The organism is Methylobacterium sp. 2A (genome assembly GCF_009806555.1).
In the GTDB taxonomy this organism is placed as follows: Bacteria; Pseudomonadota; Alphaproteobacteria; order Rhizobiales; family Beijerinckiaceae; genus Methylobacterium.
Genome location: NZ_VUOK01000029.1, coordinates 140,036 through 157,946, shown reverse-complemented (window position 1 = coordinate 157,946; position 17,911 = coordinate 140,036). Strand labels below are relative to the sequence as shown.

General features: G+C 69.9%; 17 protein-coding genes and 1 pseudogene. 9 read left to right on the top strand and 9 right to left on the bottom strand.

Features of this window, described 5'->3' with window-relative positions; all coding sequences use genetic code 11:
• Positions 1 to 36: 36 nt before the first annotated feature.
• Complete coding sequence (locus FVE89_RS15295) at positions 37 to 381, bottom strand: hypothetical protein (RefSeq protein WP_160534784.1); 345 nt, start codon at positions 379 to 381, stop codon at positions 37 to 39.
• A 154-nt stretch (positions 382 to 535) separates the two neighbouring features.
• On the opposite strand from FVE89_RS15295, the gene dnaQ reads away from it, so the two are divergent.
• The 4 genes from dnaQ to FVE89_RS15275 all read left to right on the top strand — a co-directional run bounded on the left by dnaQ (position 536) and on the right by FVE89_RS15275 (position 4,224).
• A complete protein-coding gene (gene dnaQ / locus FVE89_RS15290; RefSeq protein WP_160534783.1) occupies positions 536 to 1,258 on the top strand; it encodes a DNA polymerase III subunit epsilon in 723 nt (240 codons plus the stop codon).
• Between the two features lie 175 nt (positions 1,259 to 1,433).
• Positions 1,434 to 2,636 carry a PHB depolymerase family esterase gene (locus tag FVE89_RS15285; RefSeq protein ID WP_160534782.1) on the top strand — a complete coding sequence of 401 codons (1,203 nt, stop codon included), beginning with the start codon at positions 1,434 to 1,436 and terminating at the stop codon, positions 2,634 to 2,636.
• Between the two features lie 116 nt (positions 2,637 to 2,752).
• Complete coding sequence (locus tag FVE89_RS15280; RefSeq protein ID WP_160534781.1) at positions 2,753 to 3,631, top strand: TIGR01459 family HAD-type hydrolase; 879 nt, start codon at positions 2,753 to 2,755, stop codon at positions 3,629 to 3,631.
• A 356-nt stretch (positions 3,632 to 3,987) separates the two neighbouring features.
• Positions 3,988 to 4,224 (top strand): hypothetical protein, encoded by a 237-nt coding sequence (locus FVE89_RS15275; RefSeq protein WP_160534780.1) that lies wholly within the window; start codon positions 3,988 to 3,990, stop codon positions 4,222 to 4,224.
• 22 nt (positions 4,225 to 4,246) lie between these two features.
• Here the strand turns inward: FVE89_RS15275 and FVE89_RS15270 are convergent, their stop codons facing one another.
• Positions 4,247 to 4,954, bottom strand: coding sequence for a response regulator (locus FVE89_RS15270; protein ID WP_160534779.1), 708 nt, complete (start codon positions 4,952 to 4,954; stop codon positions 4,247 to 4,249).
• On the bottom strand, positions 4,951 to 5,559 hold the full coding sequence (locus FVE89_RS15265; protein WP_342390073.1) for a MarR family transcriptional regulator: 609 nt from the start codon (positions 5,557 to 5,559) through the stop codon (positions 4,951 to 4,953). The genes FVE89_RS15270 and FVE89_RS15265 overlap by 4 nt, the downstream gene beginning before the upstream one ends.
• Positions 5,560 to 5,744: 185 nt before the next feature.
• Between FVE89_RS15265 and FVE89_RS15260 the strand changes: the two genes are divergently transcribed.
• Positions 5,745 to 7,112, top strand: a complete 1,368-nt coding sequence (locus tag FVE89_RS15260) for an 8-oxoguanine deaminase (protein ID WP_160534778.1) — start codon at positions 5,745 to 5,747, stop codon at positions 7,110 to 7,112.
• Between the two features lie 126 nt (positions 7,113 to 7,238).
• Here FVE89_RS15260 and FVE89_RS15255 read toward each other — a convergent pair whose 3' ends face one another.
• The 5 genes from FVE89_RS15255 to FVE89_RS15235 form a co-directional block, all read right to left on the bottom strand.
• Entirely contained in the window at positions 7,239 to 8,912 is a 1,674-nt protein-coding gene (locus FVE89_RS15255) for a formate--tetrahydrofolate ligase (RefSeq protein ID WP_160534777.1), read from the bottom strand.
• Positions 8,913 to 9,283: 371 nt separating this feature from the next.
• Positions 9,284 to 11,152: a tetratricopeptide repeat protein gene (locus FVE89_RS15250; protein WP_160534776.1), complete on the bottom strand. Its 1,869-nt coding sequence runs from the start codon at positions 11,150 to 11,152 to the stop codon at positions 9,284 to 9,286.
• Between the two features lie 142 nt (positions 11,153 to 11,294).
• Positions 11,295 to 11,891, bottom strand: a complete 597-nt coding sequence (locus tag FVE89_RS15245; protein WP_160534885.1) for an RES family NAD+ phosphorylase — start codon at positions 11,889 to 11,891, stop codon at positions 11,295 to 11,297.
• Complete coding sequence (locus FVE89_RS15240; protein WP_160534775.1) at positions 11,878 to 12,567, bottom strand: hypothetical protein; 690 nt, start codon at positions 12,565 to 12,567, stop codon at positions 11,878 to 11,880. Before FVE89_RS15240 ends, FVE89_RS15245 begins: the two co-directional genes overlap by 14 nt.
• 69 nt (positions 12,568 to 12,636) lie before the next feature.
• Positions 12,637 to 14,310 (bottom strand): electron transfer flavoprotein-ubiquinone oxidoreductase, encoded by a 1,674-nt coding sequence (locus FVE89_RS15235; protein ID WP_160534774.1) that lies wholly within the window; start codon positions 14,308 to 14,310, stop codon positions 12,637 to 12,639.
• A 427-nt stretch (positions 14,311 to 14,737) separates the two neighbouring features.
• Between FVE89_RS15235 and FVE89_RS15230 the strand changes: the two genes are divergently transcribed.
• The 4 genes and pseudogenes from FVE89_RS15230 (at position 14,738) to FVE89_RS15215 (ending at position 17,600) form a co-directional block, all read left to right on the top strand.
• Positions 14,738 to 15,616 carry a uracil-DNA glycosylase gene (locus FVE89_RS15230; protein ID WP_246730790.1) on the top strand — a complete coding sequence of 293 codons (879 nt, stop codon included), beginning with the start codon at positions 14,738 to 14,740 and terminating at the stop codon, positions 15,614 to 15,616.
• A 142-nt stretch (positions 15,617 to 15,758) separates the two neighbouring features.
• Positions 15,759 to 16,670: a neutral zinc metallopeptidase gene (locus FVE89_RS15225; RefSeq protein WP_160534772.1), complete on the top strand. Its 912-nt coding sequence runs from the start codon at positions 15,759 to 15,761 to the stop codon at positions 16,668 to 16,670.
• A 270-nt stretch (positions 16,671 to 16,940) separates the two neighbouring features.
• Positions 16,941 to 17,207, top strand: coding sequence for an AbrB/MazE/SpoVT family DNA-binding domain-containing protein (locus FVE89_RS15220; protein WP_160534771.1), 267 nt, complete (start codon positions 16,941 to 16,943; stop codon positions 17,205 to 17,207).
• A pseudogene (locus tag FVE89_RS15215) lies at positions 17,204 to 17,600 on the top strand (type II toxin-antitoxin system VapC family toxin). Before FVE89_RS15220 ends, FVE89_RS15215 begins: the two are co-directional and overlap by 4 nt.
• A 37-nt stretch (positions 17,601 to 17,637) precedes the next feature.
• Here the strand turns inward: FVE89_RS15215 and FVE89_RS15210 are convergent.
• The gene (locus FVE89_RS15210) at positions 17,638 to 17,898 is read right to left on the bottom strand and encodes a hypothetical protein (protein WP_160534770.1); all 261 of its coding nucleotides are present in this window, start codon (positions 17,896 to 17,898) and stop codon (positions 17,638 to 17,640) included.
• Positions 17,899 to 17,911 lie beyond the last annotated feature (13 nt).

Genomic DNA, 17,911 nt, shown 5'->3' with positions numbered 1-17,911 from the left:
AATGCGCTTCCCAGCGTCTGAAACAACGAGATCACATCATTCAATCTTGTGGGATCGACGTGCATCTTTGATGGATTTGATCTCTGCATGCAAAGATTTGATCTGTGCATCAGTAAAATTCGCCTGCTGATTTTTGGCCAGGATGGACATGAGAACGGCAGGCGACGCGGCATCGAAGTAGGCGACCAGGATGCGGTAACCGCCAGGTCCGCCCCAACGTACTTTCCGCAAGCCGCCGGAGCCTCGCACGATCGCGCCCGCACTTGGGGCCCGCGCAACTTGCAGGACCATGTCGTCCCGGTCGGCCTCCGTCAGCCCGAGCCGGGCACAGCGCGCCATGAAGGCAGCTGTCTCATGCGTCTCATGCAGAGGCTTCTTCACGGGTTCCTCCGTAGGTCATTGACCTATGGCGATCAAGGTCCTTCCCGGTCGGCGAACGGAACGTGCGACTCATTTTGATCCTTGCGCGGGGAAGCTTAACTGCGCTGGCCTATCCAAATAGGATCCGCCCCCAACCTGCTGAGCCGCGAGACCCATGCTGCGCGAGATCGTCCTCGACACCGAGACCACCGGTACGGAGGCCAAGGGCGGCGACCGGCTGATCGAGATCGGCGCCGTCGAGCTCCTCAACCACATCCCCACGGGCCGGACCTTCCACCGCTACTGCAACCCGCAGCGGGCGGTCTCCGAGGGGGCGTTCAACGTCCACGGCCTGTCGGACGCGTTCCTCGCCGACAAGCCGGTCTTCGCCGAGATCGTCGGCGAGCTGCTGGATTTCCTCGGCGACGGGCGTCTCGTGATCCACAACGCGCCCTTCGATGTCGGCTTCCTCAACATGGAATATGCCCGGCTCGGCGACCGCGCCCCGCCGCCGATCCGGCTGGAGGACGTGGTCGACACCCTGCCGATGGCCCGGCGCAAGCACCCGGGCGCGGCCAACAACCTCGATGCCCTCTGCGCCCGCTACGGCATCGACAACACGAAGCGCACCAAGCACGGGGCGCTGCTCGACGCCCAGATCCTGGCCGAGGTCTATGTCGAATTGCTCGGCGGCAAGCAGACCAGCCTCGGGCTCATGGAGGCGGCGGTCGCCGCCCCCGCCGCAGGATCGGCCGCCCGGCAGGCGAGCGCCGCGGCGCCGCGCCCGTACCGGAGCCGCCTGACCGAGGACGAACGCGCCCGCCACGACGCCTTCCGGGCCAGCCTCGGCGCCGCCGCGATCTGGGGCGACTATATCGGCACCGACGAGCCCGCCTGACGCGACCGGCAGACCCGCGTCCCGAGGTGTTGCGGCGCAGCGGGACGGGGTTTATTGCAACGCACAATCCACGCTCGGCCTACCATCGGTCGGATGGTGAGGATGGTCCATGCGGTGGCTTCGGCGCGTAGGTCCCAGCCGTGACAGGAAGGCCGCGACAGCGAGGCGCACACGCATGACCGACGATCTCGGCAGCCACGACGGGGAGCCGACCCGCGGGTCCGGCGCCTCGCCCTGGGCCGACCTGATCGAGGCGACCCGACTCACCGGGCTCGGCCGCCTGGACGAGGCCACCGCGCTGATCCAGCGCAGCCTCGGTGGTGCCCCGCAGGCCCGCCGTGAGGCGGCCGCCCCCGAAGCGCATCCCGTCCCGGCACGGGATCCGGCCGAATCCGGCCCGCGGGTGCGCGAGGTGGTCGAGCAGGTCGTGCGCGGTCTCGCGCCCGTCCTGAAGGGTTTGGGCAAGCCCCTGCGTCAGCCCGCGCCGCCCGCCGACCCCTCGGGTCCCCCGGGGGGCCGGTTCGTCGCCCTGAGCCATACGGAAGCCGCCGGCAGCCGCGACTACAAGCTGTTCATCCCGAGCCGTCCGGATGCCCGGGCGCCGCTCGTCGTCATGCTGCACGGCTGCACGCAGAACCCGGACGATTTCGCGGCCGGCACCGGCATGAACATCCTGGCCGAGCGCGCGGGCGTGTTCGTGGCCTATCCGGCGCAGAGCCGGCAGGCTCATGCCCAGCGCTGCTGGAACTGGTACGATCCCCGCGATCAGGCCCGCGGCTCGGGCGAGCCGGCGATCATCGCGGGCCTCACCCGCGCGATCATGGCCGAGCACCCGATCGACCCGGCCCGGGTCTACATCGCGGGCCTGTCGGCGGGCGGCGCGGCGGCCCTCAACATCGCCCGGGCCTATCCGGATCTCTACGCCGCCGTGGGGGTGCATTCGGGCCTCGCCGCCGGCTGCGCCCGCGACCTCGGCTCGGCCCTGATGGCCATGCAGGTCGGGGCGCCCGGCCTCGCCGCACCGATGCCGTTCGGGGCGCCCGCCGCGGCGACCCGCGTGCCCACCATCGTCTTCCACGGCGAGGATGACGGGACGGTCAGCGTGCGCAACGCCGATCAGGTGCTGGCGCAGGCCAATGTCGCGGGGCTGACCGCGCGGTCCGAGACCATCGAGGGCCGCGGCCATCCCTTCACCCGCACCCGCTACCGGGATTCCTCCGGCCGGGTCGTGGTGGAGGATTGGCGGGTGCGCGGCGCCGGCCACGCGTGGTCGGGCGGCCACCCCGAGGGCAGCTACACGGACCGCGACGGCCCCGACGCCTCCCGGGCGATGCTCGACTTCTTCGCCGAACATCGGTTAGGCCCGAAACGCCGGTAAGGGGTTCCCAAAGGGCGAGCCCTTTGGCGGGGTCCAGGGGCAGAGCCCCTAGGTCTTTGCAGGGCTCTGCCCTGCACCCGCAAAAGGTCCCGGACCTTTTGAAACCAGGACTTGCGATGACCACCATTCCGACCCTGAACGGCCTCGGCGCCATCGCCGACCGGTACGACCTGATCCTCTGCGACGTCTGGGGCGTGCTGCATGACGGTCAGAAGGCCCACGGGCCGGCCGGCGCGGCGCTGATCCGCTTCCGCGGCCTGGCCGGGGACCGGCCGCGCCGGGTGGTGCTGGTCTCGAACGCGCCCCGGCCCGGGGACGGCGTGGGGCGGATCCTCGACCGGTTCGGGGTGCCGCGGGAGGCCTACGACGCGATCCTCACCTCGGGCGACCTCACCCGCGGCCTGATCGCGGCGCGGCCCGGCGCCCGGATCCGCCATATCGGGCCGGAGCGGGATCTCGGCATCTTCCAGGGCCTCGATCTCAGCCTCGTGCCGGAGGAGGAGGCCGACCTCGTGGTCTGCACGGGCCTGTTCGACGACCGCAGCGAGACCGCCGATGATTACCGGCCGGAGCTGACGCGGCTCGCCGCCCGCGGGCTGACGATGATCTGCGCCAACCCCGACCTCGTGGTGGAGAGCGGCAACCGCCTGATCCCCTGCGCGGGCCTGCTGGCGGCGGCCTACGCGGAGATCGGCGGCGCCGTGGTCTATGCCGGCAAGCCGCACCGGCCGGTCTACGAGGCGGCGCTCGCCAAAGGCAGCGATCTCGCGGGCGCCCCGGTCGACCCGGCCCGGGTCCTGGCGATCGGCGACGCGATCCGCACCGACATCGCGGGCGCGCGGGGCTTCGGCATCGCGAGCCTGCTGGTGGCCCGGGGCATCCACGCGGAGGAACTCGGCGTCACGGCCGAGCACCACCGGCTGGGCGACATCGCGGACTGGCTCGGCCGGCAGGCGGTGCATCCCGATGCGGTGATCGAGCGGCTGAGCTGGTAGCCGGCCCTCGACCTGCCGGATGGGAGGCCAGCCGATCGGGGCGGTGGCCGGAACGTCATGGGTGCGGGTCCCCTCGCCGCCCTCGGTCATCTCGTCGGTGTGCTGGCTAACGACCCCGGCTCCCCACCGCTCACGGTCGGTGAGAGTATCACGACCGGCACCTTGACCGACGCATTGCCGGTGGCGTCCGGCGAACGCTGGCGCACCCGAATCGGCGGATTGCCGCTGCCCGATATCGATCTCACCTTGATCTGGCGCGATCGGCCGGGTTTATCGTGGGATTTGGCGAGACACGCTGCGCTTAAGCCTGAAATCGGGCCTTGGCGTTACTTAGCCGACATACCACATTCGGAAGCATGCCCGGTCGCCCACGGAGACGCTACACCGCCTTCCTCGTCGCCGTGACGCCGGAGCGCTCCCGCAAGGCGCCGCGTCCCGTGGTCTACGCGGTGATGAAGCCCAATGCCGAGGAGGCCCTGGAGGCCGTACGCGGCGTGGCCGACGCCCGGGCGGCGGTCGCCCTGGTGGGCAGCCTGTCCACCCGGATCGCCAAGGCGCTCAAGCTGAAGCCCGACGAGCCGCGGACGGTGTGATCCACCCGCCTCCGCCGGCCCCTCAATCCACCGCGAGCCGGTAGCCGACGCCGCGCACGGTCTGGAGGAAGACCGGATTGGCGGGATCGACCTCGGTCTTGCGGCGCAGGCGGTTGATCTGCACGTCGACCGTGCGCTCCGCTGCCGCCCCATCGGGGCCCGCGAGCTGCTCGCGCTCCACGTTGGCGCCGCCCGCCAGCGCCAGGATGGTCAGGATCTCGCGCTCGCGCTCGGTGATGCGGATCAGTTCGTCGTCCCGGCGCAGCTCGCCCCGGTCGATCCGGAACGCGAAGGGCCCGAAGGTCACGGTCTCGGGGGCCGCCTCGCGGGGACGCACGCCGCGCTTGATGATGTTGTTGAGCCGCAGCGTCAGTTCCCGCGGCTCGAAGGGTTTGGGCAGGTAATCGTCCGCCCCGATCTCCAGGCCCATCACGCGGTCGTTCGGGTTGGAGCGGGCGGTGAGCATCAGGATCGGCACCCGGGAGGTCTCGCGCACGCTGCGGGCGTAGTCGAAGCCGTTCTCGCCCGGCATCATCACGTCGAGCACCATGGCGTCGAACACCACGCTCTGGGCCCGGGCCCGGGCCTCGGCGGCGCTCGCGGCCGCGGTGACCCGGAACCCCTGGTCGGTCAGGTAGCGGGCGAGCAATTCGCGCAGGCGGCGGTCGTCGTCGACCACGAGGACGTGCGGGGCCTCGTCGGGCAGGTCGGCCCGGGCGGGATGGCTCATGCGCCGCCCCCGCCGGAGCCGTTCCCGATCGCGCCGCGATCGGGCGTGGCTCTCAATCGTCGTTGGGCCGCGCTCTCCTGCGCCGAACCGGTGCCCCCGTCGGCGGCGGGCGCTCCCGTCCCGCGGCGCGCCATCAGGCGCTGGACCGCCGGGCGGTCCTCGGGCTCGATCATCGCCATCAAGAAGTCCTCTGGCGAGCCCCGGGAATCCGGTGCCGCCAGCGCCCGGGCGAGGCGGCGCGCCTGGACGCGGGTCAGGTCGGCGGCGAGCTCCGCCCCCGATTCCGTGCAGTACAGGAGGCGCTGGCGCCGGTCGCTCGGGCCCGGCTTCTGCGCGACGTAGCCCTGGCCGATCAGGTCCTTCAGGACCCGGTTGAGGCTCTGCTTGGTGATCCGCAGGATGTCGAGGAGCTCGGCGATGGTCAGGCCCGGATAGCGGTCGACGAAGTGCAGCACCCGGTGATGCGCCCGGCCGAAGCCGTAGGCCGACAGGATCCGGTCGGGATCCCCCACGAAGTCGCGATAGGCGAAGAACAGGAGCTCGATCAGGTCGTCGCTGCCGAGGGCGGCCGGCGCGGCGCCCGGGACCGGTGTCGCCGCGAAAATCTCCTCACGCGGGGCTGTCCGTGGCACGGGGCGGCCGCTCCCAACGGGTGATAGGTCAGTCCCCGTGACGTTTCTCAAGGCGGCCCGAATCCGTCAACCCTGGCCGCCGCGCCGACGCGGCTGTTGCGGGCACTCCGTCCCGTCCGCTACGCAGGGCCGTCGGGGCAATGGGAGCGGTCGGACGCATGGCGCAAGCAGCTGGACCGGCATCACGCCGCCTCTGGATCCGCAACCCCCTCGCCATCCTGGCCGCTGGGGCGGAAGGCGGGATCGTGGTGGAAGGCACCCGGATCGTCGAACACGTGGCGGCGGGCGCCCGGCCCGCGGCCCCGGTGGACGAGACCTTCGACGCGTCCCGCCACGTGGTGATCCCCGGGCTGATCAACACCCATCACCACGCCTTCCAGACGCTGACCCGCGCCCATCCGATCGCGATCAACAAGCCGCTCTTCCCCTGGCTGAAGGCGCTCTACACGATCTGGGGCCGGATCACCCCGGAGGCGTTCCGGCTGGCCACGCGGGTGGCCTATACCGAGCTGCTGCTCTCGGGCTGCACCACGGCGGGCGACCACCATTACCTGTTTCCGAAGGGGCTGGAGGATTCGGTCGACGTCCAGGTGGACGAGGCCCGGGCTCTCGGCATCCGCGCCTTCGTGACCCGCGGCTCGATGAGCCTGTCCGACCGGGAGGGCGGCCTGCCGCCCCAGGCGCTGACGCAGGACGACGACACGATTCTCTCCGACAGCGAGCGGGTGCTGAACCTGTTCCACGATCCCGCCCCCGGCGCGATGGTGCAGATCGGGCTCGCGCCGTGCTCGCCGTTTGCGGTGACCCAGCGCCTGATGCGCGAGAGTGCGGATCTCGCCGCCCGCCACGGCTGCCGCCTGCACACCCATCTCGGCGAGACGCTCGACGAGGACGATTACTGCCAGTCGATGTTCCAGTGCCGGCCGGTGGAGTATCTGGAGGAGGTCGGCTGGCTGAACGACCGGGTGTGGCTCGCCCACGGCATCCACTTCAACGATGCCGAGGTCGCCCGGCTCGGCAAGGCGGGGGTCGGCGTGTGCCATTGCCCGACCTCCAACATGACCCTGGCATCCGGCCGCTGCCGCACCTGCGAATTGGAGGCGGCGGGGTCCCCCGTCGGCCTCGGGGTCGACGGCTCGGCCTCGAACGACAGCTCGAACCTGATGGAGGGCGTGCGCCACGCGGTGATGCTGAGCCGGCTCACCTATGGCGCGGAGGCGGTGACGCATCTCGACGCTTTGCGCTGGGCGAGCGAGGGGTCGGCGGCGTGCCTGGGCCGCTCGGACATTGGGAAGATCGAACCGGGGCGGGAGGCGGATCTCGCGCTGTTCACCCTGGACGAATTGCGCTTCTCCGGCGCCCACGACCCGCTGGCGGCCCTGGTCCTGTGCGGGGCCACCCGAGCCGACCGGGTGATGGTGGCGGGGCGCTGGCGGGTGATCGACGGGCAACCGCTCGGGATCGATGTGGGTCGCCTGCGCGCGGATCATTCGCGGCTGGCGGTGGCGCTGTTCGGGGACGCGTAAGTCCTGGTTTCAAAAGGTCTGCGACCTTTTGCGGGTGCAGGGCAGAGCCCTGCGGACGGTTTCGCCGAGTCCCTGGGAGCGTTCCGCGCGGCCTTGAGCCAACCTTGGCAAGGCCGCGCGCGTCTCTCAGAACAGCCCGTCGATCTGCCCGTTGGCATCCAGCCGGATCGTGTCGGCGGCCGGCACCCGGGGCAGGCCCGGCATGGTCATGATCTCCCCGCAGATCGCCACCACGAAGCCGGCGCCGGCCGAGAGCCGGACGTCGCGCACGCCGACGATGTGGCCCTCCGGCGCGCCCATCAGGGTCGGGTCGGTGGAGAAGGAGTACTGCGTCTTGGCCATGCAGATCGGCAGGTTTCCGTAGCCGTCCTTCTCGAAGGTCGCGAGCTTGCCGGCGGCCTTGGTCTCGATCTGGATGTCGGCGGCGCCGTAGAGCCTGGTGGCGATCGCCCGGATCTTGTCGGTGAGCGGCGCTTCGGTCTCGTAGGCGTACCGGATCGGCGCCGGCTGGGCTTGGGCAAGCTTCACCACGGCGCGGGCGAGATCCTCGGCCCCGGCCCCGCCCTCGGCCCAATGGCGGCAGGTGATCGCCTCGACGTCGAGGCGCTCGCGGCACAGCTCCTTGAGCCGGGCATGCTCGGCATCCGTGTCGGCGTAGAAGTGGTTGACGCCGACCACCACCGGCAGGCCGAAGCCGCGCAGGTTGGTGACGTGCCGCGCCAGATTCGCAAACCCCTTCTCCAGGGCGTCGAGGTTCTCGGCCCCGAGGTTCTTCTTGTCGACGCCGCCATGCATCTTGAGGGCGCGGATGGTCGCCACCACCACCACCGCCGAGGGAGTGAGGCCCGCCTGCCGGCACTTGATGTCCAAAAACTTCTCCGCGCCGAGATCGGCACCGAATCCGGCCTCCGTCACCGTGTAGTCGGCGAGCCGCAGGCCGGCCCTCGTGGCGATCACCGAGTTGCAGCCATGGGCGATGTTGGCGAAGGGGCCGCCATGGATCAGCGCCGGGTTGCCCTCCAGCGTCTGCACGAGGTTCGGCTGCAGGGCGTCCTTGAGCAGCACCGTCATGGCGCCGGTCGCCTTCACGTCCTTGAGGGTGACGAGCTTGCGGTCGCGGGTCTCGGCGATGACGATCCGGCCGAGGCGCTCCTCCAGGTCGGCCAGATCCTTGGCGAGGCAGAACACCGCCATCACCTCGGAGGCCACGGTGATGTCGAACCCGTCCTCGCGCGGGAAACCGTTGGCGACGCCGCCGAGCGACTGGGTGATCTGGCGCAAAGCCCGGTCGTTCATATCGACGACGCGGCGCCAGTGGATGCGGCGGACGTCGATGTTGAGCTCGTTCGCCCAGTAGACGTGGTTGTCGATCAGCGCGGCCGCGAGGCTGTGGGCCGCCGTGATGGCGTGGAAGTCGCCCGTGAAGTGCAGGTTGATCTGCTCCATCGGCACGACCTGCGCCTTGCCGCCGCCGGCAGCCCCGCCCTTCATGCCGAAGCACGGCCCGAGCGAGGGCTCGCGCAGGCAGATCATGGTCTTGGCGCCGATGCGGTTCAGCGCGTCGCCCAGGCCCACCGTGGTGGTGGTCTTGCCCTCGCCGGCCGGGGTCGGGGAGATCGCGGTGACCAGCACGAGCTTGCCGGGCTTCTTGTTCTCCAGCCCGGCGATGTAGCCGTGGTCGATCTTGGCGATGTGCTTGCCGTAAGGGTGGAGCGCGTCATCCGGGATGCCGAGCGTCTCGGCGACCTGCGCAATCGGCTTCAGGGTCGCGGCGCGGGCGATCTCGATGTCTGACGGCATGGGCGTTCCCCTCCTGAGTCGCGGGCTCGGTGCCCGCCGCCGGCTGTTGCCGTGCGGATATCCACCCGTGCGGGCGGCCGCCCGCGAACGGCGGCGCAGTGTGCGTCAAACGGATGGGAAATGCGCGTCGATTTTTCTGAGGTGGCGGACAAAACAAGTTTTTTGGTTCGCAGCCTGACACGCGCCTGCAGGGTGCCACCGGGCGGGCTTTCCTGCCCACACCCTCATCCTGAGGTGCCAGCGTCAACGCGCTCCGAAGGAGGGCTCCAGCCGGCACTGTGATCCCTGAAGGGCTCCTTCGAGGCCCGCTGACGCGGGCACCTCAGGATGAGGTCTGTGGATGGGATTGCCCGTGCCGCAACCGGGGCCCGTCAGCCCCCCGATTTCTTGGCCTTGTCGGCGGCGCCCGGCGCCTCGTGCGGCTGCGGCGCGCCCTTGGGCAGTTCCGGGTTCTCGGGGTTGTGCGGCGCGGCCACCGGGGCCGGCACGGTCTCGGCGGTGGCGGTCGGCTTCTCGATCTCGGGCAGCCCGTCCTTGAGCTTCGCGTTGATCTGCGCGAGGTCGTCCGGCTCGGGGTTCAGGTCCTTGGCGTGCTGCCACTGGAACTTGCCTTCGAGCCGCCGGCCCGCGCGCCAGTAGGCGTCGCCCAGGTGATCGTTGATGGTCGGATCGCCGGGCTTCAGCTCGACCGCCTTCTCCAATTCGCGCACCGCGTCGTCCCAGCGGCCGAGGCGGTAATAGGCCCAGCCGAGGCTGTCCACGATCATGCCGTCCCGCGGGCTGGCCTCGACCGCCTGCTGCAGCAGCTTGAACGCCTCGTCGATATTGGTGTTCTGATCGACCCAGGAATAGCCGAGGTAGTTCATCACCTGGGCCTTGGCGGCCGGCTGGCCGGCCGGCACCAGGGACAGCGCCTTCTTCAGGTCGGCCTCGGCCTTCGGCCATTGCTTGGCGCGCTCGTAGGCGGTGCCGCGGAAGTAGTAGGTCGTCCAGTAGTTCGATTGCGGCCGGTTGCCGATCAGGTCGATGGCGCGGGTGTAGGTGGCGGCCGCCTCCTCGTACTTCTTGTGCGCGCGCTGGACGTTGCCGAGCGCCGTGATCACGTCGATGTCGTCGGGATGCGCCTTCATGGTGGCGTCGAGGTGCTCCAGCGCCTCGTCGCTCTTGCCCATCTGCTCCAGGTTCAGGCCGATCTGGATGTCGGCGTTGAGCTTGAGCGGGGAATTGGCCGGGATCTGCGCGTAGGCCTCGTTGGCGCGCTCGGGCTGCTTCATCCGGTCCAGCGTGTCGGCGAGCGTCAGCCGGGCGAGCGCGTGGTCGGGGGCGAGGTAGAGGGCGAGCCGCAGGTAGATCACGGCGGGCAGCTCGTCGCCCTGGGTCGAGCCCGCCGAGCCCAGCCCGTACAGCACCTCGGCGGCGCCCTCCTGGGCGTTGGCGATCAGCCGCGTGAGGGGCTTGCCCTCCTTGAGCTTGTCGAGGGCGTCGCGCACCAGCGGGTGGCGGGGCGAGAGCTGGTCGAAATCCGAATAGGCCTGGATCGCGAGGTCGGTGCGGCCGAGGCTGGCTTCGAGCCGCGCGTAGGCGTCGACGATGCGCAGGGTGTTGTGATCGGCGTCGTAGGCGGCCTTGAGGCGCCGCTCGGCCTCGGCGTTGTCGCCGGTCACCGAGGCGATCAGGCCGGCATGGTAGTCGCGGAACGTGTTGTAGTAGCGCTCGCCGCGGAGCTTGTTGACGGTCTCCAGCGCCTTCTTGCCGTCGCCCGCGCCGGCATACGACCAGGCGGTGAGCAGCGTGGCGGTGAGATCGGTCGCCGCACCCCGGCCGCTGCGCGAAAAATTCTGGCGGGCGGCGGCCCACTGGCCGGCCTTGATCTGGCGCACCCCGAGGGAGAGGTTGGCGAGCCCGTTGGTCGGATCGCGGGCGATCAGCTTCTCGGCGGTGCGGAACGCATCCGGCAGGGCGCCGTCGGCCAGGAGCGAGATGAAGGCGCGCTCGACGAGTTCGGCGTTGCGCGGGTCGGCCTTCACGGCCTCGCGGTAGAAGGTGGCGGCGGCCGCCGTGTCCCGGGCGGCGCCCGCGATGTAGGCGGAGAGGAAGTTGCCCTCCAGCGAATCCGCGGGCTCGAAATCGGTGACGGGGGCCGATTCCTTCGGCTGCGCGGCCAGCACGGCCTGCGGCAGACCGGCGGCGAGCAGAAGGGCGAGCGCCGAAACGCTCCGGCGGGCGCGGGATGTCATCATGAACCGATCGCGGCTCCTGGGCGCCGGGCCGCCAAGGGGCCGGGCGCGAAACGGGCGGGTTATCCCCGAAAAATCGCCGGGGACACTGAACCCATCCCGCCAGCCCCGCAAGGCGAAAGGATGGCGCGGGGCGTGGTCCGGATCAGGCGGACATCACCAGTTCGACAGCCAGACTGTCGCGCACGGCCGTGAGGGAAGCGTCCTGCAGGAGTTCGGTGACGGGCTCCGCTGCCAGCGCCGCGACGGCGCGGTCATAGACGGCGCAGCAGGCCGCGCTGGTCAAGCGCGAGCCGTACAGGATGCCGTCGGCATCGCTCATCGTGTGGATCGCGCGGCTGAGATGCGGGCCGTGGTGATGGGCCTTGGCGCGGGCGGCATCCGTGGAGATACCGAGGCGGAGCAGGCCGGTGGTGCGCAGGTCGATGACGGTCAGCGGCCTGGACGCGCTGACCCGCGTCACGCCCCAGCGCGCGATTTCCGCCGCGCCGATGCGGCGTCGGCGGCGGTTTTCGAAGCGATCCCGGATCAGCGTCTCGGCAATGCCTGTCGTCAGGTCCGCGGCGAGGTAGAGGACTTTGAAGCCGTCGTCGGGACTGGAGAAACGTGACCGGCCGAAGCCCATGCCGAGGGGAGTCGATCGATATGACAAGGGTGTGACGCGGTAATAGCTGATCGGCTGGAAGGCGAGGGCGAGGCTGGCGAGAACCGCGTGATCGAGCCTCGGCTCACGCGAAGTCATCGCGGGCCGCGTCGATGACGGGAGCAACCCGTCCGCGCTTCAGGTCTTCGAGCGGTGATCCGCCGCGCGCATACGGTTCGATCAGCCACAACCAGGCGGTGCGCGGATCGCCGACAATCGCCAGCACCGGTGCCAACCCTTCGACCGGGCGGCCATCGACGAACTGGGCGAGGGGGAACAGGTGCTTGCGTGTCCCACTCAGCAAGCCCACCACCGCGCCGTTGCGCCGCCAGTCCTGCAGGGTGGATCGCGCGATCCCGAGGCGGGCCGCAATCTCGCCCGCGCCTGCCAGGGGCCCGGCCCACTCTTCCAGCGTCACCGGAAGCGCGCGGGCCGCGAGCCGCTTCAAGCCCTCCCGCCGATCGATCATTGCGCCCGCCGGCGCGCCGCGACTGACTTCGAGGGCGCCCTGTGGGTTCAGGATGAGTGTCTGCGCCGCCCCTTCGCCGGATTTGGACGGGCCCGGTCCTTCATCAGCCTTCAGATGGTCCAGGACGGCGTGCATGGCCCGGACTGCATCACCCTGCCCTACTGCCCGGCCGACCGCAGCCATCAGGCCTGCCGTATGCTCCAACGATTCCGGCTTCGCCCCCGGATTGCGCCTCCGGAGCACGGCCAGCACGTCGTCGGACCGGATATCGAGTTCGTCCCGCCCAGCCGCGAAATCCCGTGCCATCGGGGCAACCCTCCAGCTTCGCGTATTTTCGTCCGGATTGTGCGGATTGTCCAGAGCGTGGGTCCGCCCTCACATATTCGGATAATTCGGCCCGCCCGGCCCCTCCGGCGTCACCCAGTCGATGTTCTGGTTCGGATCCTTGATGTCGCACGTCTTGCAGTGGACGCAGTTCTGCGCGTTGATCTGGTAGCGCACCCCGTCGCTCGCCGAGGCGTCCTCCACCCATTCGTAGACGCCGGCCGGGCAGTAGCGGCCGGACGGCCCCCCGTAGACGTCGTGCTCGGAGCGCTTCTGCAGCTCCATGTCCCGCACCTTGAGGTGGGGCGGCTGGTCCTCCTCGTGGTTGGTGTTCGACAGGTAGACCGAGGAGAGCCGGTCGAAGGTCAGCTTGCCGTCGGGCTTCGGGTAGGTGATCGGCGTCACCTCCGCGAGCGGCTTGAGGCAGGCATGGTCCGGCTTGCCGTGCGAGAGCGTGCCGAACGGCGAGGCGCCCAGGATGCTGGTCGCCCACATGTCGATCCCGCCGAGCCCGACGCCGACCAGCGTGCCGTATTTCGACCAGAGCGGCTTGACGTTGCGCACGGCCTTCAGGTCCTGCCCGATCGGGCTGTCGCGCCAGCCGGCCTCGTAGGCGGTGAGCTCGTCCCCGGCGCGGCCCGCCTTCAGGGCGTCCGCGATGGCGTCGGCCGCCTGCATGCCGGACAGGATCGCGTTGTGCGAGCCCTTGATCCGCGGCACGTTCACGAAGCCCGCCGAGCAGCCGACCAGGCAGCCGCCGGGGAAGACGAGCTTCGGCACCGATTGCCAGCCGCCCTCCATGATGGCCCGCGCGCCGTAGCCGATGCGCTTGGCGCCCTCGAAGGTCTCGGCGATCATCGGATGCGTCTTGAACCGCTGGAACTCCTCGAACGGCGACAGGGTCGGGTTCTCGTAGTTCAGGTGCGTGACGAAGCCGACCGAGAGCAGGTGGTCGTCGAAATGGTAGAGCCACGAGCCGCCGCCGGCCTTGTTGGGCAGCGGCCAGCCCATCGTGTGGCGCACGAGGCCGGGTTCGAACTTGCCGGGCGCGAGCTGCCAGAGCTCCTTCACGCCGAGCCCGTACTTGAAATGGTCGCTGTGCCGGTTGAGTTCGAACCGCCGGATCAGCCCCTTGGTCAGGTTGCCCCGGGCGCCCTCGCCGAACACCGTGTACTTGCCGCGCAATTCCATGCCGCGGGTGTAGTCGTCGCGCGGCTCGCCGGACTTGCCGATGCCGAGATCGCCCGTGGCGATGCCCGCCACGGCGCCGTTCTCGTCGAACAGCACCTCGGAGGCCGGGAAGCCCGGATAGATCTCGACGCCGAGCGCCTCGGCCCGGGCGCCCAGGTACTTGCACGTGTTCGAGAGCGAGCCGACGAAATTGCCGTGGTTCGACATGAGCTTGGGGAAGAACAGGTTCGGCAGGGTGAGGCCGCTGTTCTTGGTGAGCATCATGAATTCGTCGCGCTGGACCTGCGTCTTCAGCGGCCGCTCCGGGTCCTGGCGCCAGTCCGGCAGCAGCCGGTCGAGGCCGATCGGGTCGATCACCGCCCCCGACAGGATGTGGGCGCCGACCTCCGAGCCCTTCTCGACGACGACGACCGAGATCTCCTCGCCGATCTCGGCGGCGCGCTGCTTCAGGCGGATCGCGGTGGCGAGGCCGGCGGGGCCTGCGCCCACCACGACCACGTCGAAATCCATGCTCTCGCGTTCGGGCAGCGCCATCCTCGCCTCTCCGTGTTCTTGTCTCAGGGGCGCCGCGGCGACCCTCCTGCTGCCGTCTCAAGCGATTCCAGGCTAGAAAGGCAAGTTGCCGACGCTCACGCTCAAGGCAAAGTTCCCTTTGCCGCACCCGAGAGGGTTATCGGGGTCCTTCCATCCACTCCCTCATCCTGAGGTGCGGCCTGAGGTGCGGCGAAGCCGCCTCGAAGGAGCCCTCCAGCCAGCCGCACGATCCCTGGAGCCCTCCTTCGAGGCTTCCGCTGCGCTCGGCATCTCAGGATGGGGGGTGGGACGATCCGTGTCCGGGGATTCCGGCACCGCGTTGTTCGGTCACGCAAGTCGGTCACACAAGTCGGTCACACAAGTCCTTGGCGGCTGACGCGTTTCAAGAGTTGTCCACAGGCTGCTGTGACCCCACATGATCATCCTCATGCCGAGCCCCACCGACGCGCAAGCCGACCTGATCGCCTATCTCGACTTCCACGTGGAGGCCGGCGCCGACGCGGCGCTCGACGAGCACCCGCACGACCGCTTCGGCGAGGCCGACGCGCCCGCACCCGCCTTACGCGCGCCGCGCCGGGCGGCGCCCCGGCCCGCCGAACAGCCCGTCAGCCCCGTCGCCAACACGCTCGTGCCGCCCCCCGGCTCGGCCCCGCCCGCCGCGGCGCCGCGGACCTTCGGCCGTGCCGCCAGCGCCCAGCCCGACGAGGCGGCGAGCGACGCCCGCGCCCGGGCGCGTCAGGCCAGGACCCTCGACGAGCTGGAGCGGATCCTGGCGGATTTCGACGCCTGCCCGCTGCGCTTCACCGCCAAGAACCTCGTCTTCGCCGACGGCAATCCCGAGGCGCGGGTGATGTTTCTGGGCGAGGCGCCCGGCGCCGACGAGGACCGGATCGGCAAGCCGTTCATGGGCCGCTCGGGCCAGCTCCTCGACAAGATGATGAAGGCGATCGGCCTCGACCGGACGAGCGCCTATATCGGCAACATCGTGCCCTGGCGGCCCCCGGGCAACCGCAACCCGACGCCCCAGGAGGTGGCGGTGTGCCGGCCCTTCGTGGAGCGGCAGATCGAGCTGGTCGATCCCGACATCATCGTCTGCCTCGGCGCGCCCGCGACCCAGACGCTGACCGGCTCCAAGGACGGCATCCTCCGGACCCGCGGCCGGCTGTTCCCGTACAAGCTGCCGAATCGCGAGGTGAAGCTGCTCGCCACGCTCCATCCGGCCTTCCTGCTGCGCCAGCCGGTGCAGAAGCGCCTGGCGTGGCGGGATTTTCGCGCCCTGCGCGCCCTGCTTGACGGGAAAGCTTGACCGCGCAAGCGGAACCGGCTCTCCCCTCCCGCCATTAGAGCTTCGGTCCCGCCGGCGGTTCGCCGCCGTCCGGACAGGACGACGCACACCCTTTGCGTCCCGCCCGCGGCGGCCGGCGCAGCAGCATCGATGGCGGGACCCCATGCGCTGGGAAGATCTACGCAGCTCCGACAACGTCGAGGATCGCCGGGGCGAGGGCGGCGGTGGCGGCATGGGCTTTCCCGGCGGCGGCGCCGGCGGGCTCGGCATCGGCACGATCGTGGTGCTGCTGATCATCAGCTACTTCACGGGCATCAACCCGGCGATCCTGATCGGCGGCGCCGAGCGGATCGGCGGCGGTCACAGCCAGCAGGAGCAGCCCGCCGATCCGCAGACGCAGGCCAAGCGCCGTCAGGCGCCCACCGACGAGAGCGGGCGGTTCGCGTCAAAGATCCTGGGCAACACCGAGGATGTGTGGAGCCAGATCCTGCCGCAGCAGACCGGCAAGCAATACACCCCGACGACCCTGGTGCTCTATACCGGCGGCACCCGCTCGGGCTGCGGCTCGGCCCAGGCCGCGATGGGGCCGTTCTACTGCCCGCTCGACAAGAAGGTTTACCTGGACACGGGCTTCTTCAAGGAGATGGCCTCGAAGTTCGGCGTGAAGGGCGATTTCGCCTACGCCTACGTGATCGCCCACGAGGTCGGCCACCACGTCCAGGACGTGCTCGGCATCCTCGGCAAGGTCCAGGCGCGCCAGCAGCAGGCGTCGAGCAAGACCGAGGCAAACGCCCTGTCGGTGCGCATCGAGCTGATGGCCGATTGCCTCGCGGGCGTCTGGGCCAAGAACTCCAACGACAAATACGCCGAACTCGACCAGGGCGACATCGACGAGGCCCTGAACGCCGCAGCCCAGATCGGCGACGACGCGCTGCAGCAGCGCGCGCGGGGCTACGTGGTGCCGGATTCCTTCACCCACGGCTCCTCGGCTCAGCGCCAGCGCTGGTTCTCAGCCGGCTACAAGAGCGGCCAGACCAAGGCCTGCGACACGTTCCGGACGGCGGCGGGGAACTGAGCCCGGATACCCGCTTCAGAATCCACCCGCTCTTCGCGCGTGGAGCCCAGTGAGCCAGGGCAGAGGGCAGCGCCACGCTTCCGGATGTCGCGGCTCCCCCGAGTCGCTTCCGTGCGCTCGCGATGACGAGAGGGACTGCGGGTCGGACCGATCCACGGACCCCGCGCTCAATCGCTGAGCGCGGGTTCTGCCGTTCCGTCGGCAGCTGGAATTGATGGATGTGGGATTCTGCAGTCCTGTTTCATCCCGGGCGATCTTAAGGAGGCCGCAATGGCATCCCTCGCGGTGACAGCGAAAGGGCAAGTCACGCTCGAACGGGACCTGCTCCAACATCTTGGCGCCGGACCCGGGCAGCAGCTCGACGTCGAAAAACGACCGGGCGGTGAGCTGCGGATACGGGTTGCGCGACCGGCCGGCACCATCGATGATTTCTTTCATGTCCTCGATGGCAAAGTGAGGCCGGATAAGCCCCTGACGATCGAGGCGATGAACGACATCACCGCCGCGGGCTGGGCCGGCGTGCAGGACGGCGAATGAACGTCTCCGTCGATACAAACGTGTGGGCGCGTGCGATTCTGGCCGACGATCCCGAACAAACGCGCGGCGCGAAACCTGCTCCGGAACCCGGCCTTGATCGCGGTCCCGCTCCCGTGCCTGTGCGAGCTGGTCTGGATCCTGCGGCGGGGCGCCAAGCTCGCGACGGCCGATGTGGCGGCCGCGATTCGCGCGTTGCTCAATGCCGGGAACGTCGCCCTGAACCGGCCCGCCGTGGAAGCCAGGCTCGCGCTGCTCGAAGCCGGCGGTGATTTCGCCGACGGCGTCATCGCCCATGAAGGCCGCTGGCTGGGCGGCGAGACCTTCGTCTCCTTCGATCGGAAGGCGGTCGCGCTGCTGTCGCAGCAGGGCGAAACCACCCGGCTCCTGATCTGATCGCAGATCCGGGCGGACCCCCGCCGACCGGGGCGGGTCAGGCCTTGCTCAGCCGCCGCGCGTTGGCCTGGACCTTCCGCCGGTAGCTGCGGATGACCTTGCCGTTCGAGGCCCCCGCGGCGAGCATGAGGGCGGCCTCCCCGGCGGCCAGCATCTTCTCGGTCACCATCAGCTGCGCCTCGGCCTGAGCCGCGGGACCGCCCAGGGCGAACATCGCCAGGCGCTGGGCGATCACACCCTGCGCCTCCAGCCCCAACATGGCCAAGTCCATGCCTGTCATCCACCAACCGAACAGCATCGCGTTCCTCATG